We start from the raw sequence: 25,119 nt of genomic DNA, 5'->3' as shown, positions 1-25,119 counted from the left end.
TTAATCGGGTCTTTACTCCTTTCCCGTAAGTCATTCGCGAAGGCGACCTGCGTGGCCGCCAAATGGGAGCCCGGGACAACCATGGCGAGCGATGACACCCGCCTGCTTATGCTGATCGACGACGAGCCGGCGCAGAGCCGATTCGTCAGCGCACTTGCATCGCGCGAGGGTTGGCGCACGCTCGTTGTCGGTTCTGGCGAAGAAGCGATCCAGAAGCTGGCCGCCGACGAAAGCGGCGAAATCCGCGCTGTCCTGCTCGACCAGTGGGTGCCGGGCGAAGACGCCTGCGAACTCATACGCCAGATCCGCCAACTCCGGCCCGATGTGCCGCTGCTTATGCTGACCGCGAGCACTTCGCCGTTACTGGCGGTGGAAGCCATGCGCTCGGGCGCAACAGACTACCTCATAAAGCCGGTCGGTCCCGATCGCCTGCTCGCTGCACTGCGCAGCGCGACCCGCGACGAGGCTCCGCGCGACGAACTACAGCCGATGACCGAGAAGTTCGCAGCGGCGCTCGACTTCGATGCCATGGTCGGCTCCGCCCCACCGTTCCGCACGGCCCTGGCAAAGGCCGCGACCGCAGCGCGTGGCCACGGACATGCTCTGGTCGAAGGCGAAAGTGGCACGGGCAAGGAAATGCTGATGCGGGCCATGCACGGCTCCTCGACCCGCGCCAAGAACGCGATGAAGCTGGTGAACTGCGGCTCCATGCCGTCGATGTCGCTGGAATCGCTCGTCTTCGGTCACGAGAAGGGCGCCTTCGCCGGTGCCTTCGATCGCCAGACCGGCCTGCTCGAATCCTGCGACGGCGGGACGCTGCTGTTCGACGACATCGACCGGATGGACCTTGTCCTCCAGGACCGTCTCGCCGACGTTCTCGAAAGCGGCATCGTGCGCCCCACCGGCGCATCGCACGGTTTCAAGATCGACGTGCGCATCTTTGCAGCGAGCGATTTCGACATCGACGAGCTGGTCGCCGCAGGCGACTTCTCGAAGAAGCTGTTCGACATCCTCTCGGCTACCCGCGTCCGCCTGCCGGCGCTGCGCGAGCGCATGGGCGATATCCCTGCCCTTACGCGCTACTTCCTTTCGCAGATCGGTGAGCAGCCGGGCCTGCAGCATCACTCGATCGCCGACAGCGCGCTGACCTTGCTCGAGGCCTACGACTGGCCGGGCAACGTCCGCCAGCTCCAGGCCGTTCTCTTCCGCGCCGCCGTGTTCTGCGACGGCGAGGCACTGACCGCGTCAAGCTTCCCCCAGCTTTCGCAGCTGCTCGGCGACAGCCCGGACCGCGGCGAGAGCCGCCATCGCGGGCTCGGCGTCCTGCTCTACACCGAGGACGGCAACCTGCGCGCGCTCGAGGACATCGAGGCCGACGTCATCCGCCTTGCCATCGGCCACTACCGTGGACGAATGACCGAAGTCGCCCGCCGTCTCGGCATCGGGCGCTCGACGCTTTACCGGAAGCTTTCCGAGCTCGGCATCGACAACGCCGCCTGACCGGCCTAGCCGGTCCCCATGCAAAGACTGAACGACATGCTGTGCGTCGTCACCGGCGGCGCGCGCGGTATCGGCAAGGCAATCTGCAAGGCCTTCGTCGCCGAAGGTGCGCGCGTGGTGCTGACCGATATCGATCCCGAAACGGGTAGGAAAGCTGCATCGGAACTCGGCTGCGAGTGGCACCGGCTCGACGTGGCCAGCGAAGCCGAATGGGACCGGCTGGCTCAGGCCTTCCCAGAGGTCGACGTGCTGGTCAACAACGCCGGCATCACCGGTTTCGAGGATGGCCCCGCCGCCCACGATCCCGAGAACGCCACGCTTGCCGAATGGCACCGGGTTCACGCGGTCAACACCGACGGCTGCTTCCTCGGCTGCCGCTATGCCCTGCGCTCCATGCGAGCCAAGGCAACGGGGTCGATCATCAACATCTCCTCCCGCTCCGGCCTCGTCGGCATTCCCGGCGCGGCGGCCTATGCGGCAAGCAAGGCGGCGATCCGCAACCACACCAAGTCGGTCGCGCTCTACGCCGCGCAGCAGGGGCTCAAGGTCCGCTGCAACTCCATCCACCCCGCCGCCGTGCTCACCCCCATGTGGGATGCGCTGATCGGCGACGGTCCCGACCGCGAGGAGCGGATGGCGGCTTTCGTTGCCGACACCCCCTTGAAGCGCTTCGGCACGGTCGAGGAGGTCGCCGCGCTGTGCGTCTACCTCGCTTCGCCCGAGAGCGGCTACATGACCGGCGCCGAACTCACCCTCGACGGCGGCCTGCTGGCGGGTAGCGCCGCCTCGCCCGGGAGCTAGCCCGGCAGGTCCGCGAAGTCGGTCAGCGCCGCATCGCGCAGGCCGCGCCAGACGTTGCGCGCCTGGACGGTTTCGGGGACGTCGTGGACGCGCAGCATTTGCACGCCCGCGTCCATGCCCTTCATGGCGAGCGCGATGCTGCCGCCGAGCCGCGCGTCCGCCTCTGCTTCGTTCGAGAGCGCGCCGATCATCCGCTTGCGGCTCGCGCCGAGCATCAGCGGATGGCCAAGCACATGGAACAGCGGCAGTGCGTTGATCAGCGCGAGGTTCTCTGCAAGCGACTTGCCGAAGCCGATGCCCGGATCGAGGAGGATGTTCCTTGCCTCGATCCCCGCGCTGAGCGCCACATCGCGCCGCGCACGCAGCGCATCGAAGACCTCGAACACCACGTTCTCGTATTCACCGCCCTCGTGCAGGTCCTCGCCCGCCGCACCCGGCGCGTGCATCAGCACCACCGGCACACCGGCGCGCGCGACCACCTCGGCGCTGCGCGGATCGTGCGCGAGGCCGGAGACGTCGTTGACCATGTGCGCCCCCGCTTCGAGCGCGGCCTCCATCACCGCCGCCTTGCGCGTGTCGATACTGACCGCCGCGCCCATGGCGACGCAGGCATCGATCGCGGGGACGACGCGGGCGATCTCGTCACCTTCCCACAGGGGCTTGGCCCCGGGGCGGGTGCTCTCGCCGCCGACGTCGATGATGCCCGCCCCCGCCTCGACCATGGCCGCGGCGTGCTCGCGCGCGGCATCGGGGCTGTCATGCGCGCCGCCATCGCTGAAGCTGTCGGGCGTGACGTTGAGGATGCCCATGACCTGCGGCTGGTCGAGCCGGATCGTCCGCGCGCCCAGCGCCAGCGGCGGATGCGCGAGCGTGAGGTTGCTCCACTGCGCCTCGGCCTCGGCCCCGCATTGGTCGGGCAGGTTCCCGATCACCTCGGCAATCGTGTCGGGCGAGGCGAGCCAGCGTTCGACCACCTGCCCGTCACGCCGCAGCACCACTGCAAAGCGGCTCGCATAGACCATCCCGCCCGCCAGCCGGATGGCATTGCCGTGCTCTGACTGCGGACCGGGGACGAGGCCGATGGGGCGGATGGAGGCGTGTTGGATCATAGGAGGACCTGCCTAGCGCAAACCCCACAGGATGGAACACATGGAACAGGGTTATGAGGGGAAATCGGCAGAGTGTGACCTTGCGGGCGAAAGTGTCGCCTTGCGTGGGCCGAGTGTGACGGCGATCGTGAGCGCATTTGCCAGGTCATAGCGCTGAAGGCAGCCTGTAGGACAGTCCGCTGCTACTCACACGAAGTAGACCCGGACGGGATCATCCCCATTCGCCTGCCGCCTTGCCTACAGTGACACCAAACTGAGGGCCAACCCACCCAAGGCGCATACTGCCAGCACTCGAAACACCGACCATTTTGCACCGAATGTCAGGAGGAAAGCCACTGCCGACAGCAGCGCTGCCCGCCAGTCGAAGTTGGCCCAGTCCGGCAAGTAGAATCTGACCGGTCCCATCCTCGCCTCGCCCACTGAAGTGAAGATCACATGCAGTGCGAACCACGCGGTCAGGTTTGCGATGACGCCCACCACTGCCGCCGTCACCGCTGCCAGCCCGCCCTTGAGCCTGACGGCCTTCCCGAGCCTGTCGATCCACGGCGCCAGAGCGAAAATCCAAAGGAAGCACGGCGCGAAGGTCACCCAAGTGGTGAGCCCTGCGCCCAACAGCCCGGCAACAAGCGGCGTGAACGGGTCCGGCGTACGGTAAGCTGCCAGATAGCCCACGAATTGAGTGACAAGGATCAGGGGCCCCGGTGTCGTTTCCGCAAGGCCGAGCCCGTCCGCCATCTCGCGGGCGTTCAACCACCCGAACCCCTGCACAGCCTCCTGCGCCATATATGCGAGGACCGCATAGGCGCCGCCAAATGTCACAACGGCAAGCTGCGAAAAGAAGGCGCCGATGTCCCACAGCACGTGCTCGCGCCCAAGGGTCGCAGCAACGAGGGCCATCGGGACCGCCCAGATGATGCCCCAGACCAGCACCGCGAGCAATGTTGCCCTCCATGGCCGGGGTCCATCTTCGACAGGTGCCGCACTCTGTCCCAGCGAAAGCCAATGGGGGCGGACAGCGGCGACCGACACGCCGATCAGCCCAGCCCCTAGAACGATCAATGGAAACGGCAGGTCGAGCAGGAAGAGAGATATGAAGGCAGCGATGGCCAACACCTTCTTGAACGGGGAATTGAGTGCTCTCCCGGCAATACGGAGGAGGGCCTGGACCACGATCGCAAGCACCGCTGCCTTTACTCCGAGGAACACGGCGACGAACCAGTCGAGATTGGCGGCGATCGCGTAGAGCATCGACAGGGCCAGTATGACGATGGCCCCCGGAATCACGAACAGGAGGCCAGCCGCCAGCCCTCCGCGCCAGCCGTGCAGGCGCCAGCCGATCCATGTCGCAAGCTGTTGTGCCTCGGGGCCGGGCAGAAGGTGACAGAAGTTGAGCGCGTGGAGGTAGTCCTCCTCTTCCACCCATTGTCGTTCTTCGACGAGCTCACGATGCATCAGCGCAATCTGTCCGGCCGGACCGCCGAAACTGAGCAGGCCGATGCGAAGGAATACCCTGAGCAGTTGATCAAACCGGGGAGAAGTTTCTGCTTCACTCATGGTCGAACCCCGCACTCCCATACCCGCCATGTGGCGGATCGACGAGGCAACGCTTGAGCGCGAGCGCCTGGACGGGAGGTTGCGCAGTCCCGGACGGATTCACATACTAGTGGAAGTCGCCGATAGGAAGGCGAGCTTGATCCTCAATCCTCCACCGCCAGCAGGTATAGCTGCCGCGCGGCGTCGATGGGTTTGATCTCCCCACCGTTCTCGTAATGCCAGAAGGTCCAGCCGTTGCAGCTGGGCGCGCCCTGGAGGTCCTTGCCGAGCGAGTGGATGCTGCCTGCCTGCTTGCCATAGGCCAGCGAGCCGTCGGCGCGCACTGTCGCGACCCAGCGGCGTTTCTTGTCGAACACCTCGGTGCCGGGCTTGAGGAAGCCGCCCTCGACCAGCGCGCCGAAGGCAACCTTGGGCGCGGCGCGGCCGGCCTGCATGGTGGTGAGCGCGCTTTCGTCGAGCGGGAGTTCCTTCTCGATCCGCTTCAGCGCGGCGTCGCGATAGACGCTCTCGCGCTCGCAGCCGATCCATTCACGCCCCAGGCGCTTGGCCACCGCGCCAGTGGTGCCGGTGCCGAAGAACGGGTCGAGCACGACGTCGCCCTTCTCGGTGGTCGAGAGGAGCACGCGATAGAGCAGGCTTTCGGGCTTCTGCGTCGGGTGGACCTTGGTGCCGCCCTCCTTCAGCCGCTCGCCGCCCGAACAGATCGGCAGGACCCAGTCGCTGCGCATCTGGAGCTCGTCATTGAGCGTCTTCATCGCGCGATAGTTGAAGTGGTACTTGGCCTTCTCGCCCTGGCTCGCCCAGATCAGCGTCTCGTGCGCATTGGTGAAGCGGGTGCCCTTGAAGTTGGGCATGGGGTTCGACTTGCGCCAGACGATGTCGTTGAGGATCCAGAACCCGAGGTCCTGCAGGATCGCGCCGACGCGGAAGATGTTGTGGTAGCTGCCGATGACCCACAGCGCGCCGTCGGGCTTGAGGATGCGCTTCGCCTCGGTCAGCCAGGCGCGGGTAAACTCGTCATAGGCGGCGAAGGTGTCGAACTTGTCCCAGTCGTCCGTCACGGCATCGACATGGCTGCCGTCGGGACGGTTGAGGTCGCCGCCGAGCTGGAGGTTGTAGGGCGGATCGGCAAAGACGAGATCGACCGACGCGGTCGGGATCGACCGCATCGCTTCCACGCAATCGCCCGGGATGATCTGACCCAGCGGGAGCAGCTCCTTCGGCGTAGCAGCAGCTTTTACAACCGCTTGGGCGCGGTTCTTCGTGGTCTCTATGACCCCCATCATATTCCCCTGTCCGTAGTTATCCACAGGGTGAGTCCAAGCGGACTCCGCGTCAAGAGCCTTGCGATAGCCGGTTATGGTTAACGGGCCGTTATCCAAGAGAGAACGAAAGGAGTCCGGCACAAGATGTTGAGTCTGCGCAGAATCGCCGGACTCAAGATGATGCGGGTGTGGCGCGAAGGACTCAATTCGCAACAGGTTTAATCGTTAGGTCGAATGCCCCCGTCGTGCTACTGAGCCACCGCTGACGTCGAAATTTGCGACGGACTTCGGCCTTTGACGACCGCCACCTGCCCGCATGCCCTGCATCGGGACCACGGCGAAAACCAGACGACGACTTCCTTTCATCGGACGATTTGACGCACGACCCCGGGGGCAAGTTGCGCCTCGGGCAACCACGTTCTGGAAAGGAACACATCATGTCGAAGACCGGCACCGTAAAATTCTTCAACACCGACAAGGGCTACGGCTTCATCCAGCCCGATGATGGTTCGGGCGACAGCTTCGTCCACATCAGTGCCGTGCAGGCCGCAGGGATGCACACGCTCGATAAGGACCACCGCCTGAATTACGAGATCGAGACCGGCCGCAACGGCAAGGCAAGCGCCGTCAATCTGTCGGCTGCCGACTGACCGATCACGGGAGCGCGCTGCCTGGCCCCGTTGCTGGCAGCGCGCTTCCACTCACGACCCGACAAGGGGAGGCTTCATGAGCCAGACTTACGAATTCTATTCCGCCCGCGCCAGGGAAGCCGCTGCAGACGCCGAAGCAGCCACGCTCGACAACGTCCGCGAAAGGGCGCTCCGTTCCGAAGCGACATGGACTGCGCTCGCGACACAGGCTCGCGCCGTGGCCAAGCAGCGCGAAAAGATCGAGACCGAGAAGGCCGCCGAACGGGAAGCTGCCTCAGCGAGCTGATCGGGGTGGCGATTACCGGGCGGCTGCCTCGCGTGCTTCGGCGCGCAGTTCGGGAGTCAGGGCTGTGCTGCGGGCCGGGATCGGCGTCCCCTCGCCCAATTCCCCATTAGCCTCGATATCGGCGATGAGCAGCTTCATCTCCTCGATTTCCTTGACCTGAGCCTTGATGATGTCGTCGGCGAGCTTGCGCACGCGCGGGTCCGAGATCTCGGCACGAGCACTGGTCAGCACGGCAATCGAATGGTGCGGGATCATCGCCTTCATCCAGGCGGTGTCGTCCACCGTCTCCTGGCTGCGCACGAGGGCGAGGAAGCCTGCGCCAAACACAAATGCCCCGCCAAGGACCAGCAGCTTGGTGGTGCGCGATTTGTACATGCCCCACATGAATCCGAGCATGACCACGATCATCGCGCAGCCCATCATCAGCGCCATCCACATGCGCGTCTGGCTGAAAAACACGTGGTCGACCTGCCAGCTGTTGAAATAGGTCAGCACGAACATGGTCACGACCGACGTGGCGATCATGGCGAAGAAGGTCGTCCACTTGCCGTGACCAGAGTGTCCGGAATGGGAATTTTCCATCAAATCCTCCTGTTGCAGAGGAAAGCGAGTGGCGGGCGGTCAGGTTCCGAGTGCGAACAGATCGGCCTGCGCCACCGGCGCGAAGCTGCGCCGGTGAAGCGGTGTCGGACCGTGGATGCGTAGTGCCTCCATGTGCTCGGCCGAGCCGTAACCCTTGTTGCGCTCCCACCCGTAATGGGGGTGCTCCTTCGCAGCCTCCTGCATCAGCCGGTCGCGGTGCTCCTTGGCGATGATCGAGGCGGCGCCGATGCACTGCTCCTTGCCGTCGCCGCCGACGATCGGGCGGGCATCGGCCCAGCGCCAGTCGGCATGGCGACCATGCGGGGTCAAATTACCGTCGATCAGCACCGCATCGGGTTCGCACCCCAGCGCCGCGACGAGCCGGGACACTGCCAGCGTCATCGCCAACATGGTCGCGCCGAAGATATTGAGCCGGTCGATCTCCTCCGGCTCCACCACGGCAAGCCCCCATGCGCAACGCGCAAGGATTTGAGGCTCCAGTTCGGAACGCCGCTTGGGCGAAAGCTTTTTGGAATCATCGAGACCGGTCGGCGAGGGGTTGCACAGCACCACTGCTGCTGCGACCACCGGCCCGGCCAGCGGTCCGCGCCCCGCTTCGTCCACTCCGACGACCAGCGGCGCGTCGCCGAGACCGCAAGAGGGAGAGGACGAGTAGATGAGCCGCGTTTCCATGATTGCCGCCACCCTAGCCCCGCTACTGATGGCGGCAAGCTGCAGCATCGGGTCATCCACCGACGGGCCCACATCGACACCCTCGCCATCCCCTACCGGATCAGAGGCCGGGTTCACCTTCGCAAAGACTGCGCATGGCAGCTTTTCCCAGCCTTGGGCCGAGGCGTTCCTGCCAGGCACTAAACTCCTCTTCATCACCGAGAAGGCCGGAACGATGAAGTTCGTCGATACGGCCAATGGCAGGCTGGGCACGGTCACGGGACTGCCGAACGTCGATTACGGTGGCCAGGGCGGCCTTGGCGACGTCGCATTCCTGCCGGGCGAGGAGGCCAAGGGGACCACCGCGCGGACAATCTACCTCAGCTGGGTCGAGGCCGGTCCGAGCGACACCCGCGGCGCCGTAGTCGGTCGGGGCACGCTGGACTGCCAGCAGGCCGACGAATGCGCCATTTCCAAACTGGCGGTCATCTGGCGCCAGACACCCAAGGTGAGCGGTCGCGGGCACTACTCCCACCGCATCGCTTTCAGTCCCGATGGGAAATACCTCTTCGTGACCAGCGGCGACCGCCAGAAGTTCGATCCAGCGCAAGACACGACGAACACGTTGGGCAGCGTCGTTCGCCTCAACCTCGACGGTACGGCGGCCGCCGGCAATCCGCTGGAGGCCAAGGGCAGCCCTTCGAACCAGATCTGGTCGTGGGGCCATCGCAACCTGCTTGGCGTGGACTTCGACGCACAGGGACGCCTGTGGGAAGTCGAGCACGGCCCGGCGGGCGGCGATGAACTCAACCTCGTCAGGAAGGGCCAGAACTATGGCTGGCCGGTCCGCTCGAACGGCGACAACTACGACGGTTCCGACATCCCTGACCACACTGCCGACGACGGCTTCGCCAAGCCGGCGATCAGCTGGACCCCGGTCATCGCCCCGGGCAACATGACCTTCTATTCGGGCGACCTCTTCCCCGGTCTCAAGGGCGACTTGCTGATTGCGGGCCTGTCTTCCGAAGCCATCGTCCGGGTTCGCATCGATGGCGAGTCCGCGAGAGAGGTGACGCGCTATCCCATGGACAATCGCATTCGTTCGGTCATCGAAGGACCCGATGGCGCGCTGTGGGTGCTGGAGGACGGTAGCGATGGACGCCTGCTCGAACTACGCCCGCAATAGCTACACCGGGGCCTAGGCGAAATTTATCGACTTGGGCGTTCGCTGGTTCTAAGCGCCGCGCCCTTATGGCGACGCTCGTTCCCTTGTCCGCGATCGACCCGGCGCTGGTCGAAGATCTGCTCGACGCTGCTTTCGGCGAGGGACGCCATGCACGCACCGCCTATCGCATCCGTGAAGGGACCGACTGGCTCGAAGGGCTGAGCTTCGCCGCGCTCGACGAGGACGACTATCTCGTCGGCACGATCCAGCTGTGGCCCGTGGCGCTGACCGATCCCGAAGGGCGCCCTCACCCCATGATCATGGTCGGCCCGGTTGCCGTCATGCCCGGGCGACAGGGCGAAGGCTTCGGCAAGGCGCTGATGGCGGCGAGCCTCGGCGCGATCGACGCCGGCTTCGAAGATGGCGCGGCACCTCTGCCGCAGGTAATGATCGGCGATCCGGACTATTACGACCGCTGGGATTTCACCTCCGCGCACACCGGAGGGTGGCATTGCCCGGGGCCGTTCGAGAAGCACCGCCTGCTCGCCCGCAGCGGCAATCCGGCCATCCTCCCGCGCGAGGGAATGTTGGGGCCGTGGAAACCGGTCTTGGCCTGACGTGTTCCATCTGGCATCGCAAACCCGACCGATGCCCTACAATCCCCCTCCCGAACTTGCAGGAATGTCGCTCGCCCAGATCGCCGAGGCGGTCGAGGCGCGCAAACTGCCGCCTGTGGAGCGCTGGACGCCAGCCGAAAGCGGCGAGAGCCACATGCGCATCCTTGCCGACGGCACCTGGCTGCACGAGGGATCGCCGATCACCCGCACCGCGATGGTGCGCGCCTTCTCCGGACTGCTGCTGCGCGATGACGAGAGGCAGCACTGGCTGGTCACTCCGCACCAGAAACTCGCCATTGAGGTGGAGGATGCAGCCTTCATCGCCACCGACGTCAGTGTTGCCGAGGGCAATCTGGCATTCCGCCTCAACACGGACGAGCTGGTAATTGCCGACCGTGACCATCCCCTTCGCGCGGCAGGCGACGCCGAATCCCCGGCACTTTACCTCGGGGTGAGGCGTGGTTGCGAAGCGCGGCTCAATCGCTCGACCTACGAACAGCTGGCGCAGATCGCGCTCGAGAGCGGAGACGACTGGACCGTCGAGAGCGGCGGCGAAACCTTTTCGTTGTTGCCTGCATGAGCGATCTCTTCGACCGCCTTGCCGCAATGCTTGAGCACGGCCACGCGCAAGATGTCGGCGAACTCATGACCGACAGCAGGTTTGCGGACGTCGGCAGGACTGCCGATGCTGCCGTCCTCATAGCCGTTACCGAACAGGAACGACCGACCGTAATCCTGACCCAGCGACCGCGTACCATGCGCGACCATCCGGGACAGGTCGCCTTCCCCGGCGGCAAGCTCGACCATGGCGAGGACGCGGTGGAGGCCGCCCTGCGCGAAGCATGGGAGGAACTCCATATCGAGCCCGGGAAAGTGCGCGTTATCGGCACCACCGACCGTTACCAGACCGGCACCGGCTTCGACATCACCCCGGTCCTCGCCACCATACCTGCCAACCTGCCGATCCGCGCCGAGCCGCGCGAGGTCGAAAGCTGGTTCGAATGCCCGCTGGACCTTCTGATGGATGCGTCGCAATGGAGCCGCAACGAGGTCTTCTGGAAGGGCGCAATGCGCGGCTATCTCGAAATGGATTACGATGGCTACCGGATCTGGGGCGTCACGGCCGCAATCTGCTGGAACCTGTCGCGCCGTATCGCCTGGCACGGACGTGACGATGGCTGAGCGCATGCCCGATTGCCCGTGGACGAAGCGCGAGGATTACCTGCGCCTTGTCGAAGCTCTTGGGGCAGATGACATGCGCTGGGTCGGTGGCTGCGTGCGTGATGCCGTTACCGGGCACGACAGCCACGATATCGATGCGGCGACGCGCCATTTGCCAGCGGCGGTCATCGACCGGTGTGGCGAAGCGGGTATCAGGACCATCCCGACCGGGATCGACCACGGTACGGTCACTGCGATCTTCGAGGACGGCAATGTCGAAATCACGACGCTACGCCACGACGTCGCGACCGATGGCAGGCGCGCAACCATCTCCTTCAGCGAGGAATGGAAGGACGACGCCGCGCGGCGCGACTTCACCATCAACGCACTCTACGCCCACCCGCTGACGCTGGAGATTTCGGACTATTTCGGCGGGCTCGACGACTTGGCAGCGAACCGCGTGCGCTTCATCGGCAACCCGGTCGCGCGGATCCAGGAAGACCACCTGCGGATCCTCCGGTATTTCCGCTTCGCCACCCGTTTCGCCGATGGCTGGGATGATGAGGCGACGGCGGCTTGCAGCGAGTTGGCGCCGACGCTGAAGGGCCTCAGCCGCGAGCGCGTGGGCTGGGAATTGCAGAACCTCCTCGCCCTGCCCGACCCGGTGGCGACCGTCGCCAAGATGCGTGAACTCGGCGTGCTCCAGGTGGTGCTCCCCGAATGCGGCAAGCACGAGGTGGGCAAGCTCGGCGAGCTGGTTGCCAGCGAGCGTGCTGCGGGGATCGAGCCGGACGCCATGCGCCGCATCGCGGCAATGCTTCCTGCCGTGCCGCCGGTCGCAGAAACGGTCTCGGCCCGCCTGCGCTTCTCGCGCAGCCAGCGCGACCGGCTGACTTGCGTGGCAAGGCGCGACACCCGCGACGTGGAGAACCCGCAGGCGCTCGCCTATGACGTCGGCGTCGAATGCGCAGTCGACCGGCTGCTCATCGCGGGCGAAAATCCCGCGGATTTGCTCGACTGGGAGGTCCCGAAATTGCCCCTCAAGGGCGGCGAGATCGTCGCCCGCGGGGTAGGCAAAGGGCCGGAGGTCGCGCGCATCTTGCAGGCGGTCGAGAAGCGCTGGGTCGAGGAAGGTTTCCCCCCGCGTGAGCGTGTCGAAACCCTGCTCGACGAGGCACTAGCGGGACGCTGATCTTCAGCGCAGCTTAAGCTCGCTATCCGTAAAACGGCCCCTGAGGTTGCCTTTTCGGCCTCAAGCTGAAATAGAGCGCCCGCTCCCTTGGGGATCACAGCGGGATTTGTCGGGCCTTGCTCTCGCCCCGCTCAAAGCCAGTCTTGTCGGCTTTTCTGCGCTTCCGCGTGTGGGAAAGCCGCGTCACGTTGAAACAGTCTTGGAGTAGAAGAATGAAGTTTGCGAAGCTGGCGGTTGCCGCCATTGCTCTTGCTGCCACCCCCGCCCTTGCCAACGACCAGGTCGTTGCCGGCGCCACGGTCACCGGCCCCGAAGGCCAGGCTGTCGGTACCATCGTTTCGGTCGAGAACGGCCAGGCCGTGCTCGACACCGGCAAGCACAAGGTTCCGCTGGGCGTCGAAATGTACGGCCAGGGTGAAGCCGGTCCGACCATCACCGTCACCAAGGCCCAGCTCGACAGCATGATCGACGCGCAGCTGGCCGAAGCCGCGGCGAAGCGCGACGCAGCGCTGGTCGTCGGCGCCGAAGCCATGGCTGCAGATCACGCCGCGCTCGGCACCGTCCTCGAAATCAACGGCAACAATGTCGTGATCGCGCGCGGCGGCGACGAGGCCAACAAGGTCACGCTGCTGCGCTCGCACTTCGACGCAACCGATCACGGCCTCATGGCTCGCCTGACCAACGCCCAGATCGACGCCGCCATGGCGGCACAGGGCGGTCAGTAAGGAACAGTAGCCCAGTCCTTCGGGTCGCATGGGTTTATTGGGGGCCGGGAGCCGTTCGCGTGCTCCCGGCCTTTTGCGTAATCAGCCGAACCGATTGTCGCGCGGGAAACCCTGCGGCGGCATGCGCCCTGCCCCTCCGCGCGCGACCTTCCACTGCCACATGTCGCCTTCGGTCCGTGTGCGGCCTTCCTTGCCGCCCATGGTCCAGCTGAGGCCTTCGTCGAGCTTGAAGGTCGTCGCATCGCTGAGGCCGCCGTCGCGGTAGCGCTGCAGCGTCACGCCCTGCCCGCGCGCAAGGTCGGGCAGCTCCTCGAGATTGAAGACCACCAGCTTGCGGTTGTCGCCGACCACCGCGACGTGGTCGTGGGTCGCCTCGATCGGCCTCACGACGACGAGCTTCGCCTTGTCCTTGAGGTTCACCACCTGCCGCCCTTTTCGGGTTTCGGCGAGGAGTTCATCGGTGGTCGCGGCAAAGCCTTTGCCCGTGGTCGCCGCCAGCAACAGGCGCTGGCCGGGCTTGTGGACGATGACCGCGACGATGTTCGCCTCGGCCTCGATGTCGAGCGTGTTCCTCACCGGTTCGCCGAAGCCGCGCGCGCCAGGCAGCTTGTCGGCGCCGAGCGTGTAGAACCGCCCGTTGTCGGCGGCGAGCAGCAGCTTGTCGGTGGTCTGCGCGTGAAGCACGAAGGCGGGACCATCGCCCTCCTTGAACTTCCATTCCTGGTCGAGCGGCAGGTGCCCCGTCGCCCCGCGCACCCAGCCGCGCTGGGACAGGATGACCGTGATCGGCGCCTTCTCGATCATCGCGTCCATGCTGAATTCGACTGCGGGCGCGGCTTCGGCAATGGTCGTGCGGCGAGCACCCAGCGGCGTATCCTCGGCGTATTCCTTGCGCAGGGCGTTGAGGTCGCGCTTCAACCGGGTGCGCTGGCGGGCTGGCGAGGACAGCAGTTTTTCGAGCTCGTCCTGTTCCTTCAGCAGCTCGTCGCGCTCCTGCCGCAGCTGCATTTCCTCAAGCTTGCGCAAGGACCGCAGCCGCATGTTGAGGATCGCCTCCGCCTGGCGGTCGGTGAGCTTGAACTCCGCCATCATGACTGCCTTGGGATCGTCCTCGTAACGGATGATCTCGATCACCCGGTCAAGGTTGAGGAAGGCTATGATGTAGCCTTCGACCAGCTCCAGCCGCCGCGCGATCTGGTCGAGCCGGTGCTGGCTGCGGCGCTGGAGGATGTCGATCTGGCTGACGATCCAGTTGTCGAGCAGCTCCTTCAGGCCCATGACCATCGGCGTGCGCGTATGGTCGAGCACGTTGAGGTTGAGGCCGAAGCGCGTCTCGAGATCGGTGAGCTTGTAGATGCTCTCCTTCAGCAGTTCCGGATCGACATTGCGGCTGCGCGGGACGAGGACGATGCGGATCTTCTCGTCGCTTTCGTCGCGCACGTCCTCAAGGATCGGCAGCTTCTTGTCGGCGATCGCCTGCGCGATCTGCTCGATCAGCTTGCCCTTCTGCACCTGGTAGGGGATTTCGGAGATGACCAGCTGCCACTGGCCCCCGCCGAGACGCTCGATGCCCGCCTCGCGGTCCTCCGCCTTGTCCGCCTCCGCCGCATGGAAGCGACCGCGCACACGGAAACTGCCGCGCCCGGTCTCATAGGCAGCGGCAATCGTCTCGGCACTTTCGGCCACCACCCCGCCGGTGGCGAAGTCCGGGCCCTTGAACAGCTCCATCAGCCGCGCGTGTTCGACATGCGGATTGTCGATCACTTCCAGCGTCGCATCGACAATTTCGGCGACGTTGTGGCTCGGGATATTGGTCGCCATGCCAACCGCGATGCCGCTGGCCCCGTTGGCAAGGAGATTAGGGAACAGGCCGGGGAAGATTTCGGGCTCTTCCTCCTCGCCATTGTAGGTCGGGACGAATTCGACCGTACCCTCGTCCAGCCCTTCCATCAGGCGCAGTGCGGTCCTGGTCAGGCGCGCTTCGGTGTAGCGGTAGGCGGCCGCGTTATCGCCGTCGATATTGCCGAAGTTCCCCTGCCCCTCGACCAGCGGGTAACGCAGCGCGAAATCCTGCGCGAGGCGGACCATCGCGTCATAGACCGAGGCGTCGCCATGCGGATGGTACTTGCCGATGACGTCGCCCACCACGCGGGCAGACTTCTTGAAGGCGGAATTGGGATCGAGCTTCAGCTGCCGCATCGCCCACAGCAGGCGGCGGTGGACCGGCTTCAGACCATCGCGCAAATCGGGCAGCGAGCGGGCGGTAATCGTGCTCAGCGCATAGACGAGGTAGCGCTCGGACAGCGCGGAATCAAAGGGTGCATCGACGATGGCGTCGAAGGGATCGGCGCCGGAATCGTCCAGTTCGGTAGTCGACATGGGCTTCGCCCTACCAGAGCCACGGCTCGCCTGTCAGCACGGAACGCGCCGCTGTCCCCACACGTTGAATGGGTAACAGCAAATCAAGGAGATACACCCCATGAAACATGTCATGATCCTCGCCACCGATGGCTTCGAACAGTCGGAGCTGATGGAGCCCAAGGCCAACCTCGAGAAGGCCGGTTTCGAAACCACTGTCGTGAGCCTCGAAAGCGGCAAGATCCGCGGTTGGGACCAGAAGGACTGGGGCGATGCGGTCAAGGTCGACAAGACCGTGGACGAGATTGATAGCTGCAAGGGATACGATGCCCTACTTCTCCCGGGCGGCCAGATGAACCCCGATATCCTGCGCATGAACAAGAAAGCAGTGGAGATCGTGAAGATGTTCGACCATACCAAGAAGCCCATCGCAGCGATCTGCCATGCACCGTGGATGCTGATCGAAGCAGGCCTGGTCGAGGGCAAGAGTGTCACCAGCTGGCCTTCGGTTCGTACCGACCTGAAGAACGCAGGTGCCAAGGTGGTCGACAAGGAAGTCGTGGTCGACGGAAACCTCATCACCAGTCGCAAGCCCGACGATATTCCGGCCTTCAGCAAGGCGCTGATCGAAATGCTGGGCGTGAAGGTGGAAAAGCGCGAACTCGAAACCGCCTAATCCCCTATTCGAAGCGGACAGATTGAAGCCTCGCCGCCGGAAGGTGGCGGGGTTTCGAGCTTTTGGCAGCTTGCCATCTATGGCGCGATATTGAACGTTACGTTGTAACATTTACATTGTGTCGGAACTAAGGCAGAATTATGTTCGAGTCGGGAGAAGAGAGGAGCTTGCGATGAAACGGACCCTTCCCATTGTGATCGTGGCAACATGTGCGCTGACCGCTTGCGGCCAAAGCGATGACCGTTCGGTCGAGGAGCACATGACGACGGTCGACGTCGCCGAAGCGCCTGCCATGACCTACGAAATGGCCGAGCCGTCCCGCGCCACGGCCCCCGTCCCGCCACCGCCTCCGCCTCCTGCTCCGATAGCAAGTGCCGACATGGCTGGCGATCAGTCGACATCGGTGCCCAGTGCCGACATTCCCGTCGGCGTCCCGCAAGTCGCCTACCGCTACGCCTACGGGTTCCGGCTTCCCTCCAACGCCATTCGTTCCCTGCAGGAACGCCATGCCGACATGTGCGAGGCGAAGGGTCCCGACGTCTGTCGGATTATCTCGATGAACCAGGCCGAGAATGAGGGCGACTACGCCTATGGCAGCCTGACCCTTGCGGTGCGCAGCCGCGATGCGCGGGGCTTCGGCAAGGATCTCGCCAATGCCTCGGGCAAGGTCGATGGCGAACTGGTTTCGTCCTCGATCGAAGGCGAGGACCTATCCAAGAATATCGTCGACACCGAAGCACGACTGCGCGCCCGCACGGCCTTGCGCGACCGGCTGATGGAAGTGCTGCAGAACCGCAAGGGCACTGTCTCCGAACTCGTTGCCGCCGAGCGCGGCGTGGCGCAGGTCAACGAGGAGATCGACCAGGCGCGCAGCTGGCTGACCGAGATGCGCGGCCGGGTCGCCTATTCGACGATGACAGTCAGCTACGAAAGCGGAAAGCCGAGTGCCGGCGGGTTCGTCGATCCCATCCGCAGCGCTTTCAATTCGCTCGGCGCGCTCTTCGGCAACCTTATCGGTGTGTTGATCGTGCTGCTGGCGGTTCTTGTCCCGCTCGGCGCGATCGTGTGGATCGGCGTGCGCACGTGGCGCCGCCTGGGCTTATCGACCGGGATCGGCAGCTCGGGCTGGTTGCCCGAGAAGTCCGCTGCGGAAGCGGCGGACTAGATCCGGCGCATGTCGTGACTGTCGGCGGGGATGCTGACGGAAAGCCCGTCAAGCTCCTCGCCGAGCACGATCTGGCAGGACAGGCGGCTGGTGCGGGCGACGCCTGCCGCAAGGTCGAGCATGTCCTCTTCTTCCTCGCAGGCAGCATCAAGCCGGTCGAACCATTCGGGTGCAACGATCACATGGCAGGTAGAACAGGCCATCTGTCCCTCGCATGTCCCCTCGAGCGGCAGGCCGGCCGCCTGCGCCACGCGAAGGAGGTTGTCGCCCGCCGCGGCTTCGGCGGTAACCTGTTCGCCCCGCGACGTGGTGAAATGCACCTTCAAAGTCCCTGCGCCTCCGCTGCTGCATTGATGAGGCGCGCCGCCTCCTCGATTTCCTGCAGAGTAGTATAGCGTCCGAAGCCGAGGCGTATGGAACTTTTGGCTTGGGCATCGGAAAGCCCGATTGCCTTGAGCACGTGACTCGGGCGGCCCGAGCCGCTGGCACAAGCGCTGCCCGCGGAAAACATGACCGTCCGGCAGTCGCTCATCAGTCGGGCCACGTCGAGCCCGTCGCGGCGGATGTTGAGATTGCCGTGCCAGCGCGCATCGGCGCTGCCGTTGAGGGTCCAGTCGGCAAAAAGCTCGCGTGCCCTGTTCCAGAGTGTCTCGACGTGGTCGCTGTCCCGATCGAGCGCTTCATTCGCAAGTTTTGCCGCCGCGCCCATGCCCGCGATCAGTGCCGGGGAGAGGGTGCCGGAACGCAGTCCGAACTCCTGCCCGCCACCGGTCTGCACTTCGGCCAGCTCGACCCCGTCGCGCACCCAGAGCGCACCAACGCCCTTGGGTCCGTAGAACTTGTGCGCCGAAATCGCGATCATGTCGGCGGCCGTCACCGGTATCTTTCCGTAGGCCTGCACCGCATCGCAGAGGAACAAGGCATTGTTCTCCTTTGCCTTGCGATGCCAGTCGAGTGTCGGCTGGATCGTCCCGATCTCGTTGTTGACCTGCATCACGCAAACGAGCCGCGTGTCGGCAGGCAGGTCCTGTTGGGCACTGCAAATACCTTCGCTGTCGACCGCGAGGACATGGCTCCTTCCCATTGCCTGCGCGGTATCGCCCACAGCGGAATGTTCGATCGCGGAATAGGCGACCGTGCCCCCAAGACCCGAGCCACGGATGGCAAGGTTGAGCGCCTCGGTCGCGCCGGAGGTGAAGATGATGCGGCCCCCCGGCGGAAACAGCGCGGCGACCTGCTCGCGCGCGACCTCGATCGCCGCCTTCGCTTCACGGCCCATGCGATGCGCGCTGTGGGGATTGCCGAAGCCGGTTCCTCCCGGCCCGTCGAGCCAGCGGATCATCGCATCGCGCGCCTCGGGTGCGAGCGGAGTGGTGGCCTGGTAGTCGAGGTAAATCATGCTTTTGCCATCTCAAGCCAGACCTCGCAGAACCGTTCCACCTCCTCGCGGGTAGTGTTCCAGCCGAGCGAAACGCGGATCGTGTTGGCAGCGATCTCCGGCTCGACCTGCATCGCCTCGAGCACGCGACTGGTCTTCATCGTGCCGCTGGAACAGGCCGAGCCCTGGCTGACCGCAATTCCCGCCATGTCGAAACGCATGACCTGCGCGGTTGCGCTCATGTTCGGCATCGCGACGGCACGGATGTAGGGCGTCGGGTCGGAGAGACGATCGGAAAGCCAGGTTCCGCCAATCTTCCGGCATTCTTTGGCTAGCTCGTCGAGCGGCGCCATGATCTCGTCGGAAGCATATGGATCAGTACAGGCTTCGAGCGCGGTAGCCATGCCCAATATCCCCGGTAGGTTCTCAGTCCCGCGCCGGTATCCTCGCTCTTGTCCGCCGGAAGGGGCGAGTACGGCGTAGTCGTGCACTAGCAGAGCGCCGACGCCGATTGGGCCACCGAACTTGTGGGCGGAGATGAGCGCCAAGTCGGCCTCACGAGGAATTGGCATTTTCCCTGCGGATTGTGCGCAATCCACGAGCAACATGGCACCATAACTTCGTGTCATATTGCTAATCTGAGTGATATCTTGGCGGTTTCCCGTTTCCGAATTCACATGTTGGATCGCCAACAGCCAACAGTTGTCATCCGTCGGCCCAGCAATTTCCGGAGCGTGTGAGATACGGGCTTCGGCCTCACGGAGGTTGAGTGCACCATCTCCAGATACCGCGACAATAGCACTTCGCCGATTTTTGGCATCAGCATACAGCGCGTCATGCTCGATAGCGCTGATAGCCTCGTCCCACACATTGGAGTGCTCTAACGCCAGCGCTGCCGCCTCGCTCGCTCCGCTCGTAAAGATCACCTCGCCTTCCCACCCAAGCGCTGCCTTCACCCGCTCGCGCGCGTCCTCGAGCATGGCCCGTGCCTTGCGCCCTTCGGCATGGGGCGAGGACGGATTTGCCCAGTGGTCGAAGCCCACTTCCATCGCGCGCCGCGCTTCGGGGCGCAGCGGCGTTGTGGCGGCGTGATCGAGGTAGATGCGTTCCGGGATGATACGGGCTCGAAATGATTGCGATTTTGCTTGCGGACCCTATATAGCCCGCGACCTCCCGCGCGCCACCCGTGGCCTGCGACCAAGCACAATTCGACAGGTATCCCGCCCATGCCGACCGTCATCTTTCCCGGCCCCGAAGGCCGCCTCGAAGGCCGTTTCTCTCCCGCCCCGCGCCCGCGCGCGCCCGTGGCGATGATTCTCCACCCGCACCCGCAGGGTGGCGGCACCATGAATGAGCAGATCACGCAGCGTCTCTACAAGACCTTCGTGAACCGCGGTTTCGCGACCCTGCGCTTCAATTTCCGCGGCGTCGGCCGCAGCCAAGGCAGCTTCGACAACGGCGTTGGCGAGCTTAGCGATGCGGCAAGTGCGCTCGACTGGGTGCAGCAGATCCATCCCGAAGCGCAGACGACCTGGATCGCCGGCGTCAGCTTTGGCGCGCTCATCGGCATGCAGCTGCTCATGCGCCGCCCGGAAATCCGCGGCTGGATTTCCATCGGTGCTCCGGCGAGCATGTATGACTTCTCCTTCCTCGCCCCTTGCCCGGCCAGCGGCATCTTCATCCATGGCGCACAGGATACTGTGGTGCAGCCCAACTCGGTCACCAAGCTGGTCGAGAAGCTGCGCACGCAGAAGCACATCACGGTGCATCACGAGGAAATTCCGCGCGCCAACCACTTCTTCGAGAACGAGCAGGAAGACCTGATGAAGTCGGTCGACAACTACCTCGACTTCCGTCTCGACCCGAGCTGCCCGATCAAGTGATCCACTAGACGAAGTAGCGCTCCACGCTCCGAGCGCGCTTGACTCTGGAATGTTATGTTGTAACATTGCCCAAACGAGGAAGCGGTCAGCGCTTCCCGCTTTGGAAGAGGAGCACGTCCATGTCATTTGTCGACCAGTCCCGCAGGCCGTCTCCCGCCAGCATGGCGGCGGTGGTGGGCATCCATGCCGCAATCGGTTTCGCGCTGGTTGCCGGTCTCACGATCAGCGGCGGGCTACCGGAAATTATCAACAAGATGGACGTGCGGGACATTCCGGAAGCCCCTCCGCCGCCACCGCCTCCCCCAGTCGACGAGGTAGTACCGCAGGAAAGCGTGACCCCACCCGTCTTCGTCCCCCAGCCGAAGTTCGAACTCAAACCGATCAATCCGCCGGTCGAGACCACGGAACTCATCCCCCCGCCCGTCCCTCTGCCGCAGCCGGGTACCGGTCCGGTCATCGAACAACCGCGGCCATCGCCCAAGCCGAGCTTCGACGCGGTGGCCGCCAAGCCGCGCAACGATCCCACGCGGTGGCTGACCAATGCCGACTACAAGCCCAGCTGGGCGCGGCGCGAACTGACAGGCCTTGCCAAGTTCCGGCTCGAGATTGCAGCCAACGGCAAGGTCACCAATTGCAGCGTTACCGGTTCTACCGGACATAGCGAACTCGATGAAGCGACCTGCAGTCTCGTCACTCGCAGAGCGCGTTTCGAACCTGCACGTGGCGGCAGCGGCGAGCCGGTCGCTGGCAGCTACACCGGTTCCGTCATCTGGGAATTGCCCGAGTAGGCCTACTCCCCCGCGCCCCGGTCGACCTTTTCGATCGGGGCGCTCCCGCTCGCATCGGGCAAGGTCCAGATGGCAACATTGACCAGCGCGACTGCGGCCAGAAGCACCATCAGCAGGGCGTTCTTCAGGTTGCCGGTCCGGCGCCACATGAAGAAGGCACCGATAATCAGCATTATCGCGGCAAGGACAGTGAGCGAGAGTACGGCATCGAGCATGCGCCTGCCATAGCCTCACGAACGCGACCTTCAAGCCCTGCGACGGAACACCCGCGACACTGCCTCGTTACTCAATCAGGCGCAGCCCATCCGGGACGCTGGCAAATGGAGGACGCAGCATGAGCATTTTCGGCAAGATCAAGGACGCAATCTTCGGCAAAAAGGCTCAGGCGCAAGAAGCTCCGACGCCGCAGCCGACCGGCAACGCATGGGCCGATGCCCCGGTTGTTGAGCAGAAGGCCGTCCCCGTAATAGATATCGAAAGCAATCTCGACGCCATGCCGGGCGCGGACAAGCTCAACTGGCGCACATCGATCGTCGACCTGATGAAGCTGATCGGCGTCGATTCCGACTACGCTCACCGCAAGGAACTGGCGATCGAATTTGGCCGTGAGGACTATTCGGGCAGCGCCGAGGACAACATCTGGCTCCATCGCCGCGTGATGAACGAACTTGCGGCCAATGGCGGCAAGGTCCCGGCCGAATTCCTCGATTGATTTGACAGTATCTGGCGGGCGGGTCACACCGCCCGCCATGACCCAGACCAGCTTCGACATCACCCGTCGCCAGGCCCTCGCAGGACTTGGCGCCACGACAGCGCTCACCCTCAGCGGCTGCGCCAGCCTCCCGCGCGACGAGATGGTTGGGAAAGCGGCGCAGATCGGCGCAGACCGGCTGCTCGAAGTGGTTGCCTACAACCTGCTGGAGCACGAACCGGGCCGTGCTACCTCGCTCGGCGTCGATACGGGTCGCTATGCGTATTTGCGCGGCAAGCTGGAGGACCAGACGCAGGCCGGGCAGCAGGCCTTTGCAGCGACGTTGCGTCAGGACCTGGCACGCGTTGCGGCCTATCCGCGTGACGGGCTCGACAGCGACACCGTCACCAACCTCGATGTAGTTCAAAGCGCCTACGAAGTCGCGCTGGATGGCTTCGCCTTGCCCTATGGCGACACACCCGTCGGCAATTGGCGAACCGCCCCCTACGTCGTTATCCAGAACGTCGGCGAGTACCTCGCCATGCCGCGCTTCATGCAGTCCGACCAGAAGGTCGAGAATGGCGACGATGCCGATGCCTACATCCAGCGCGTCGAGGCCTTCCCCGCCACACTCGATGGCGAACTTGAGCGGATCAAGGCGGCCCGCGCGATGGGCGTTGTGCCGCCCGCATTCCTGATCGATAAAACCATCCGCCAGATGGAACAGACCATCGAAAGCGCCAGCAAGGGCGAGCTCTTCGCCGACGATCTGCGTGCCAAGCTGAAATCAACCGGCATGCCGGAGAGCCATGCCAATCGTGCGCTTACGCTGGAAACCGGGCCGATCGCCGATGCGCTGTTGCGCCAGCTGGCAGAGCTCAAGGCCGAACGTGCCGTAGCCACCGATGCTCCGGGCATTTCTGTCCGGCCGCATGGCGAGGAGTTCTATGCCTGGGCCCTGCGGTCGAGCACAACGACCACCATGAGTGCCGACGAGATACATCGCCAGGGCCTCGACGAACTCGAGGCGCTGCACGGCCGGATGGACCCGATCCTGCGCGAAATCGGCTACACCACGGGATCGGTCGGGGAACGGATGCAGGCGCTGGGCCAGGATGCGCGCTACAAGTTTGCGCCGGGCGATGCGGGCCGCGAAGAGATCATGGCGTTTATCTGGGACCGGGTGAACTGGGTGAAGTCGCAAATGCCGCGCGCCTTCAACACGCTGGTCAGTCCGAACATGGAGGTGAAGCGCATCCCGCCGGCGGAGGAAGTCGGCGCGCCGGGCGCCTATGGCGGCGCAGGGAGCAAGGACGGCACGATCCCGGGCCGCTTCTGGATCAACCTGCGCAGCACAGACCTGCATCGCAAGTACGACCTCGCCGATCTGGCTTTCCACGAATCCATCCCCGGTCACATCTGGGAAGGCGAGTTCTCCAACCGCCTGTCGCTCATCCGCTCGATCCTCGCCTTCAACCCGTTCAGCGAAGGCTGGGCGCTCTATGCGGAACAGCTGGCGGACGAGCTTGGGGCGTACGACGATTTCACGGTCGGCCGCCTGGGCTACCTGCAGAGCCTCGCTTTCCGCGCCTGCCGCATGGTCGTCGACACCGGTCTCCATTCGAAAGGCTGGAGCCGCGAGCAGGCCGTGCGTTTCTTCGTCGAGCGCAACGGTAGCAAGCGCGAGGAAGTCGAAAGCGAGGTCGATCGCTATTGCAGCTGGCCGGGTCAGGCTACCGGCTACAAGCTCGGTCACAGCCGCATCGTCGACCAGCGCAAGCGCGCTCAGGCCGAGCTCGGCGGCGCCTACGATCTCAAGGCTTTCAACGACGCCGTCATCCTCGGCGGAAATGTACCGATGGACGTGCTGGAAAAGAACGTCGGCCGTTACATCGCGCGTGTAAAGGCCTGATGCTTCGCTGAGCGGTTAGCGCCGCATCATGCCCGTCACCACCTGACCAAGAATGCCGCCGAGCGCACCGCCGAGCGGGCTTCCCCCGCTCGCGCCACTGCCGCCCTGCTTCTGGTTCATCATGTATCCCACCACTGCCATCGCGAGAATGGGGAGCATTTTCTTCAGAATCCCGGCATCGATGCCGGTCGATCCGGCAACTTCCTCTGCAACGCCCCGACTCACGTCCTTGCTGCCGAATATCTGACCCAGGATGTCGTTGCCCGGTTGGGTGGGCGTGGGTTCCTTCTTGAGGACGGCATCCAGGAGAACACCACCCAGTCCGCCGCCAAGCGCTCCGCCGATGCCACCGCCAGCTCCACCGCCGCCCAAAGCCGCGCCCAGGATGTCGCCCAGACCGCCGAGACCACCGGTCGGTGCTGCCGTTGCAGTCGTCTGCCTCCCCATGCCCGCCACAATTGCCGGCAGGAGAGCACCCGCACCGATGCGGGCCGTCTGTTCGTCGATGCCAAGTTCGCTAGCCATGCTCTCGATAACCCCGCTCTGCTGCAGGGCTTGGGACAGGTTCATAGCTTTCTCCTCTGCGATGGAAGTGGGCGCAGTCACACCCGGGTCGTTACTTCTTGCCGAACAGTCCGCTCGCCAGTCCGGCTATGTCGTCGAGCGGATTACCGTCGCCGTCCTGGTCGAGCATGCCAAGAATATTTTTCGCCTGCGGATTGGCGCCGACCATGCGAGCATACTCGGCGAGGGATCCTTCGCCGCCGATCTGTTCGACCAGCCTGGCGAGAGTACCTGTATCGAGTCCCGTCTTCGCTGCGGCCGACAGCACGGTGTCGCCGGCCTCGCCATGCGCCTTGCCCAAAGCGGCAATGGCCTTTTCCGCGATGCCCGGGTCGATGCCAACCTTTGCCGCAACGTTGACGACATCGTCGGGGGCATTGGCCATGTTCTTCAGGATCGAATCGAAGACGCTCATCATCCTTCTC

At 64.5% G+C, this 25,119-nt stretch carries 28 protein-coding genes; 16 read left to right on the top strand and 12 right to left on the bottom strand.

Annotated elements, in window-relative coordinates; genetic code table 11:
* Positions 1-81 precede the first annotated feature (81 nt).
* Both RAM60_RS02755 and RAM60_RS02750 read left to right on the top strand, forming a co-directional pair.
* Positions 82-1,500 carry a sigma-54-dependent transcriptional regulator gene (locus RAM60_RS02755; protein ID WP_200984147.1) on the top strand — a complete coding sequence of 473 codons (1,419 nt, stop codon included), beginning with the start codon at positions 82-84 and terminating at the stop codon, positions 1,498-1,500.
* A gap of 18 nt (positions 1,501-1,518) precedes the next feature.
* A complete protein-coding gene (locus RAM60_RS02750; protein WP_369025669.1) occupies positions 1,519-2,301 on the top strand; it encodes an SDR family NAD(P)-dependent oxidoreductase in 783 nt (260 codons plus the stop codon).
* On the opposite strand, the gene folP is transcribed toward RAM60_RS02750, so the two are convergent.
* The 3 genes from folP to RAM60_RS02735 all read right to left on the bottom strand — a co-directional run bounded on the left by folP (position 2,298) and on the right by RAM60_RS02735 (position 6,247).
* Complete coding sequence (gene folP / locus RAM60_RS02745) at positions 2,298-3,410, bottom strand: dihydropteroate synthase (RefSeq protein ID WP_369025670.1); 1,113 nt, start codon at positions 3,408-3,410, stop codon at positions 2,298-2,300. The two genes, RAM60_RS02750 and folP, sit on opposite strands and share 4 nt — an antisense overlap.
* A 237-nt stretch (positions 3,411-3,647) precedes the next feature.
* On the bottom strand, positions 3,648-4,964 hold the full coding sequence (chrA, locus tag RAM60_RS02740) for a chromate efflux transporter (protein WP_369025671.1): 1,317 nt from the start codon (positions 4,962-4,964) through the stop codon (positions 3,648-3,650).
* Between the two features lie 143 nt (positions 4,965-5,107).
* Positions 5,108-6,247 carry a site-specific DNA-methyltransferase gene (locus RAM60_RS02735; protein ID WP_369026150.1) on the bottom strand — a complete coding sequence of 380 codons (1,140 nt, stop codon included), beginning with the start codon at positions 6,245-6,247 and terminating at the stop codon, positions 5,108-5,110.
* A 419-nt stretch (positions 6,248-6,666) separates the two neighbouring features.
* On the opposite strand from RAM60_RS02735, the gene RAM60_RS02730 reads away from it, so the two are divergent.
* Together RAM60_RS02730 and RAM60_RS02725 are read left to right on the top strand one after the other, a co-directional pair.
* Entirely contained in the window at positions 6,667-6,879 is a 213-nt protein-coding gene (locus tag RAM60_RS02730; protein WP_369025672.1) for a cold-shock protein, read from the top strand.
* Positions 6,880-6,955: 76 nt separating this feature from the next.
* A complete protein-coding gene (locus tag RAM60_RS02725) occupies positions 6,956-7,165 on the top strand; it encodes a hypothetical protein (RefSeq protein ID WP_369025673.1) in 210 nt (69 codons plus the stop codon).
* Positions 7,166-7,177: 12 nt separating this feature from the next.
* On the opposite strand, the gene RAM60_RS02720 is transcribed toward RAM60_RS02725, so the two are convergent.
* Positions 7,178-7,747 carry a DUF305 domain-containing protein gene (locus RAM60_RS02720; protein WP_369025674.1) on the bottom strand — a complete coding sequence of 190 codons (570 nt, stop codon included), beginning with the start codon at positions 7,745-7,747 and terminating at the stop codon, positions 7,178-7,180.
* A gap of 39 nt (positions 7,748-7,786) precedes the next feature.
* Positions 7,787-8,440, bottom strand: coding sequence for a ribonuclease HII (gene rnhB, locus RAM60_RS02715; protein ID WP_369025675.1), 654 nt, complete (start codon positions 8,438-8,440; stop codon positions 7,787-7,789).
* Between rnhB and RAM60_RS02710 the strand changes: the two genes are divergently transcribed.
* The 6 genes from RAM60_RS02710 to RAM60_RS02685 all read left to right on the top strand — a co-directional run bounded on the left by RAM60_RS02710 (position 8,424) and on the right by RAM60_RS02685 (position 13,279).
* The gene (locus tag RAM60_RS02710; protein ID WP_369025676.1) at positions 8,424-9,605 is read left to right on the top strand and encodes a PQQ-dependent sugar dehydrogenase; all 1,182 of its coding nucleotides are present in this window, start codon (positions 8,424-8,426) and stop codon (positions 9,603-9,605) included. The two genes, rnhB and RAM60_RS02710, sit on opposite strands and share 17 nt — an antisense overlap.
* Positions 9,606-9,670: 65 nt before the next feature.
* Positions 9,671-10,201 (top strand): GNAT family N-acetyltransferase, encoded by a 531-nt coding sequence (locus RAM60_RS02705; protein ID WP_369025677.1) that lies wholly within the window; start codon positions 9,671-9,673, stop codon positions 10,199-10,201.
* A 31-nt stretch (positions 10,202-10,232) separates the two neighbouring features.
* Positions 10,233-10,781, top strand: a complete 549-nt coding sequence (locus RAM60_RS02700) for a DUF1285 domain-containing protein (protein ID WP_369025678.1) — start codon at positions 10,233-10,235, stop codon at positions 10,779-10,781.
* Positions 10,778-11,383 carry a CoA pyrophosphatase gene (locus RAM60_RS02695; RefSeq protein WP_369025679.1) on the top strand — a complete coding sequence of 202 codons (606 nt, stop codon included), beginning with the start codon at positions 10,778-10,780 and terminating at the stop codon, positions 11,381-11,383. Before RAM60_RS02700 ends, RAM60_RS02695 begins: the two co-directional genes overlap by 4 nt.
* Positions 11,376-12,554, top strand: a complete 1,179-nt coding sequence (locus tag RAM60_RS02690; RefSeq protein WP_369025680.1) for a CCA tRNA nucleotidyltransferase — start codon at positions 11,376-11,378, stop codon at positions 12,552-12,554. The genes RAM60_RS02695 and RAM60_RS02690 overlap by 8 nt, the downstream gene beginning before the upstream one ends.
* A gap of 212 nt (positions 12,555-12,766) precedes the next feature.
* Positions 12,767-13,279 (top strand): hypothetical protein, encoded by a 513-nt coding sequence (locus RAM60_RS02685; protein WP_369025681.1) that lies wholly within the window; start codon positions 12,767-12,769, stop codon positions 13,277-13,279.
* An 81-nt stretch (positions 13,280-13,360) separates the two neighbouring features.
* Here the strand turns inward: RAM60_RS02685 and parC are convergent, their stop codons facing one another.
* A complete protein-coding gene (gene parC / locus RAM60_RS02680) occupies positions 13,361-15,658 on the bottom strand; it encodes a DNA topoisomerase IV subunit A (protein ID WP_369025682.1) in 2,298 nt (765 codons plus the stop codon).
* Positions 15,659-15,758: 100 nt separating this feature from the next.
* On the opposite strand from parC, the gene RAM60_RS02675 reads away from it, so the two are divergent.
* Positions 15,759-16,313: a type 1 glutamine amidotransferase domain-containing protein gene (locus tag RAM60_RS02675; protein ID WP_369025683.1), complete on the top strand. Its 555-nt coding sequence runs from the start codon at positions 15,759-15,761 to the stop codon at positions 16,311-16,313.
* Positions 16,314-16,485: 172 nt separating this feature from the next.
* Positions 16,486-17,478, top strand: a complete 993-nt coding sequence (locus RAM60_RS02670; RefSeq protein ID WP_369025684.1) for a DUF4349 domain-containing protein — start codon at positions 16,486-16,488, stop codon at positions 17,476-17,478.
* Here RAM60_RS02670 and RAM60_RS02665 read toward each other — a convergent pair.
* From RAM60_RS02665 to RAM60_RS02655, 3 genes are read right to left on the bottom strand one after another with little or no spacing between them, the layout of a single operon-like run.
* Positions 17,475-17,804: a 2Fe-2S iron-sulfur cluster-binding protein gene (locus RAM60_RS02665; protein WP_200982903.1), complete on the bottom strand. Its 330-nt coding sequence runs from the start codon at positions 17,802-17,804 to the stop codon at positions 17,475-17,477. The genes RAM60_RS02670 and RAM60_RS02665 overlap by 4 nt on opposite strands.
* Positions 17,801-18,877, bottom strand: coding sequence for a cysteine desulfurase family protein (locus RAM60_RS02660; RefSeq protein ID WP_369025685.1), 1,077 nt, complete (start codon positions 18,875-18,877; stop codon positions 17,801-17,803). Before RAM60_RS02660 ends, RAM60_RS02665 begins: the two co-directional genes overlap by 4 nt.
* A complete protein-coding gene (locus RAM60_RS02655; RefSeq protein ID WP_510640124.1) occupies positions 18,874-19,905 on the bottom strand; it encodes a cysteine desulfurase family protein in 1,032 nt (343 codons plus the stop codon). The genes RAM60_RS02660 and RAM60_RS02655 overlap by 4 nt, the downstream gene beginning before the upstream one ends.
* A gap of 177 nt (positions 19,906-20,082) precedes the next feature.
* Here RAM60_RS02655 and RAM60_RS02650 point away from each other — a divergent pair, with 177 nt between their 5' ends.
* Positions 20,083-20,739, top strand: a complete 657-nt coding sequence (locus RAM60_RS02650; protein ID WP_200982899.1) for an alpha/beta hydrolase — start codon at positions 20,083-20,085, stop codon at positions 20,737-20,739.
* A 119-nt stretch (positions 20,740-20,858) separates the two neighbouring features.
* Positions 20,859-21,527 (top strand): energy transducer TonB, encoded by a 669-nt coding sequence (locus tag RAM60_RS02645; protein WP_369025686.1) that lies wholly within the window; start codon positions 20,859-20,861, stop codon positions 21,525-21,527.
* A gap of 2 nt (positions 21,528-21,529) precedes the next feature.
* Here the strand turns inward: RAM60_RS02645 and RAM60_RS02640 are convergent, their stop codons facing one another.
* Complete coding sequence (locus RAM60_RS02640) at positions 21,530-21,742, bottom strand: hypothetical protein (protein ID WP_369025687.1); 213 nt, start codon at positions 21,740-21,742, stop codon at positions 21,530-21,532.
* Between the two features lie 119 nt (positions 21,743-21,861).
* Between RAM60_RS02640 and RAM60_RS02635 the strand changes: the two genes are divergently transcribed.
* Both RAM60_RS02635 and RAM60_RS02630 read left to right on the top strand, forming a co-directional pair.
* On the top strand, positions 21,862-22,239 hold the full coding sequence (locus RAM60_RS02635) for a DUF3597 domain-containing protein (RefSeq protein WP_369025688.1): 378 nt from the start codon (positions 21,862-21,864) through the stop codon (positions 22,237-22,239).
* A 37-nt stretch (positions 22,240-22,276) separates the two neighbouring features.
* Positions 22,277-24,130 carry a DUF885 domain-containing protein gene (locus RAM60_RS02630; protein WP_369025689.1) on the top strand — a complete coding sequence of 618 codons (1,854 nt, stop codon included), beginning with the start codon at positions 22,277-22,279 and terminating at the stop codon, positions 24,128-24,130.
* A gap of 15 nt (positions 24,131-24,145) precedes the next feature.
* Here RAM60_RS02630 and RAM60_RS02625 read toward each other — a convergent pair whose 3' ends face one another.
* Positions 24,146-24,700: a DUF937 domain-containing protein gene (locus RAM60_RS02625; RefSeq protein ID WP_369025690.1), complete on the bottom strand. Its 555-nt coding sequence runs from the start codon at positions 24,698-24,700 to the stop codon at positions 24,146-24,148.
* A gap of 46 nt (positions 24,701-24,746) precedes the next feature.
* Positions 24,747-25,112, bottom strand: coding sequence for a hypothetical protein (locus RAM60_RS02620; RefSeq protein ID WP_510640120.1), 366 nt, complete (start codon positions 25,110-25,112; stop codon positions 24,747-24,749).
* Positions 25,113-25,119 lie beyond the last annotated feature (7 nt).

The organism is Qipengyuania sp. RANM35 (assembly GCF_041021145.2).
Lineage (GTDB): Bacteria > Pseudomonadota > Alphaproteobacteria > Sphingomonadales > Sphingomonadaceae > Qipengyuania > Qipengyuania soli.
The sequence above is the reverse complement of the archived record's forward strand: the minus strand, read 5'-3'. Positions and strand labels throughout refer to the sequence as shown.

What these genes read in the sequence shown, in the direction of transcription:
- RAM60_RS02755 (WP_200984147.1), top strand. Translation starts at nt 82, where the DNA reads ATGGCGAGCGATGACACCCGCCTGCTTATGCTGATCGACGACGAGCCG.
- RAM60_RS02750 (WP_369025669.1), top strand. Translation starts at nt 1,519, where the DNA reads ATGCAAAGACTGAACGACATGCTGTGCGTCGTCACCGGCGGCGCGCGC.
- folP (WP_369025670.1), bottom strand. Translation starts at nt 3,410, where the DNA reads ATGATCCAACACGCCTCCATCCGCCCCATCGGCCTCGTCCCCGGTCCG.
- chrA (WP_369025671.1), bottom strand. Translation starts at nt 4,964, where the DNA reads ATGAGTGAAGCAGAAACTTCTCCCCGGTTTGATCAACTGCTCAGGGTA.
- RAM60_RS02735 (WP_369026150.1), bottom strand. Translation starts at nt 6,247, where the DNA reads ATGGGGGTCATAGAGACCACGAAGAACCGCGCCCAAGCGGTTGTAAAA.
- RAM60_RS02730 (WP_369025672.1), top strand. Translation starts at nt 6,667, where the DNA reads ATGTCGAAGACCGGCACCGTAAAATTCTTCAACACCGACAAGGGCTAC.
- RAM60_RS02725 (WP_369025673.1), top strand. Translation starts at nt 6,956, where the DNA reads ATGAGCCAGACTTACGAATTCTATTCCGCCCGCGCCAGGGAAGCCGCT.
- RAM60_RS02720 (WP_369025674.1), bottom strand. Translation starts at nt 7,747, where the DNA reads ATGGAAAATTCCCATTCCGGACACTCTGGTCACGGCAAGTGGACGACC.
- RAM60_RS02710 (WP_369025676.1), top strand. Translation starts at nt 8,424, where the DNA reads ATGAGCCGCGTTTCCATGATTGCCGCCACCCTAGCCCCGCTACTGATG.
- rnhB (WP_369025675.1), bottom strand. Translation starts at nt 8,440, where the DNA reads ATGGAAACGCGGCTCATCTACTCGTCCTCTCCCTCTTGCGGTCTCGGC.
- RAM60_RS02705 (WP_369025677.1), top strand. Translation starts at nt 9,671, where the DNA reads ATGGCGACGCTCGTTCCCTTGTCCGCGATCGACCCGGCGCTGGTCGAA.
- RAM60_RS02700 (WP_369025678.1), top strand. Translation starts at nt 10,233, where the DNA reads ATGCCCTACAATCCCCCTCCCGAACTTGCAGGAATGTCGCTCGCCCAG.
- RAM60_RS02695 (WP_369025679.1), top strand. Translation starts at nt 10,778, where the DNA reads ATGAGCGATCTCTTCGACCGCCTTGCCGCAATGCTTGAGCACGGCCAC.
- RAM60_RS02690 (WP_369025680.1), top strand. Translation starts at nt 11,376, where the DNA reads ATGGCTGAGCGCATGCCCGATTGCCCGTGGACGAAGCGCGAGGATTAC.
- RAM60_RS02685 (WP_369025681.1), top strand. Translation starts at nt 12,767, where the DNA reads ATGAAGTTTGCGAAGCTGGCGGTTGCCGCCATTGCTCTTGCTGCCACC.
- parC (WP_369025682.1), bottom strand. Translation starts at nt 15,658, where the DNA reads ATGTCGACTACCGAACTGGACGATTCCGGCGCCGATCCCTTCGACGCC.
- RAM60_RS02675 (WP_369025683.1), top strand. Translation starts at nt 15,759, where the DNA reads ATGAAACATGTCATGATCCTCGCCACCGATGGCTTCGAACAGTCGGAG.
- RAM60_RS02670 (WP_369025684.1), top strand. Translation starts at nt 16,486, where the DNA reads ATGAAACGGACCCTTCCCATTGTGATCGTGGCAACATGTGCGCTGACC.
- RAM60_RS02660 (WP_369025685.1), bottom strand. Translation starts at nt 18,877, where the DNA reads ATGATTTACCTCGACTACCAGGCCACCACTCCGCTCGCACCCGAGGCG.
- RAM60_RS02655 (WP_510640124.1), bottom strand. Translation starts at nt 19,905, where the DNA reads ATGGAAGTGGGCTTCGACCACTGGGCAAATCCGTCCTCGCCCCATGCC.
- RAM60_RS02650 (WP_200982899.1), top strand. Translation starts at nt 20,083, where the DNA reads ATGCCGACCGTCATCTTTCCCGGCCCCGAAGGCCGCCTCGAAGGCCGT.
- RAM60_RS02645 (WP_369025686.1), top strand. Translation starts at nt 20,859, where the DNA reads ATGTCATTTGTCGACCAGTCCCGCAGGCCGTCTCCCGCCAGCATGGCG.
- RAM60_RS02640 (WP_369025687.1), bottom strand. Translation starts at nt 21,742, where the DNA reads ATGCTCGATGCCGTACTCTCGCTCACTGTCCTTGCCGCGATAATGCTG.
- RAM60_RS02635 (WP_369025688.1), top strand. Translation starts at nt 21,862, where the DNA reads ATGAGCATTTTCGGCAAGATCAAGGACGCAATCTTCGGCAAAAAGGCT.
- RAM60_RS02630 (WP_369025689.1), top strand. Translation starts at nt 22,277, where the DNA reads ATGACCCAGACCAGCTTCGACATCACCCGTCGCCAGGCCCTCGCAGGA.
- RAM60_RS02625 (WP_369025690.1), bottom strand. Translation starts at nt 24,700, where the DNA reads ATGAACCTGTCCCAAGCCCTGCAGCAGAGCGGGGTTATCGAGAGCATG.
- RAM60_RS02620 (WP_510640120.1), bottom strand. Translation starts at nt 25,112, where the DNA reads ATGATGAGCGTCTTCGATTCGATCCTGAAGAACATGGCCAATGCCCCC.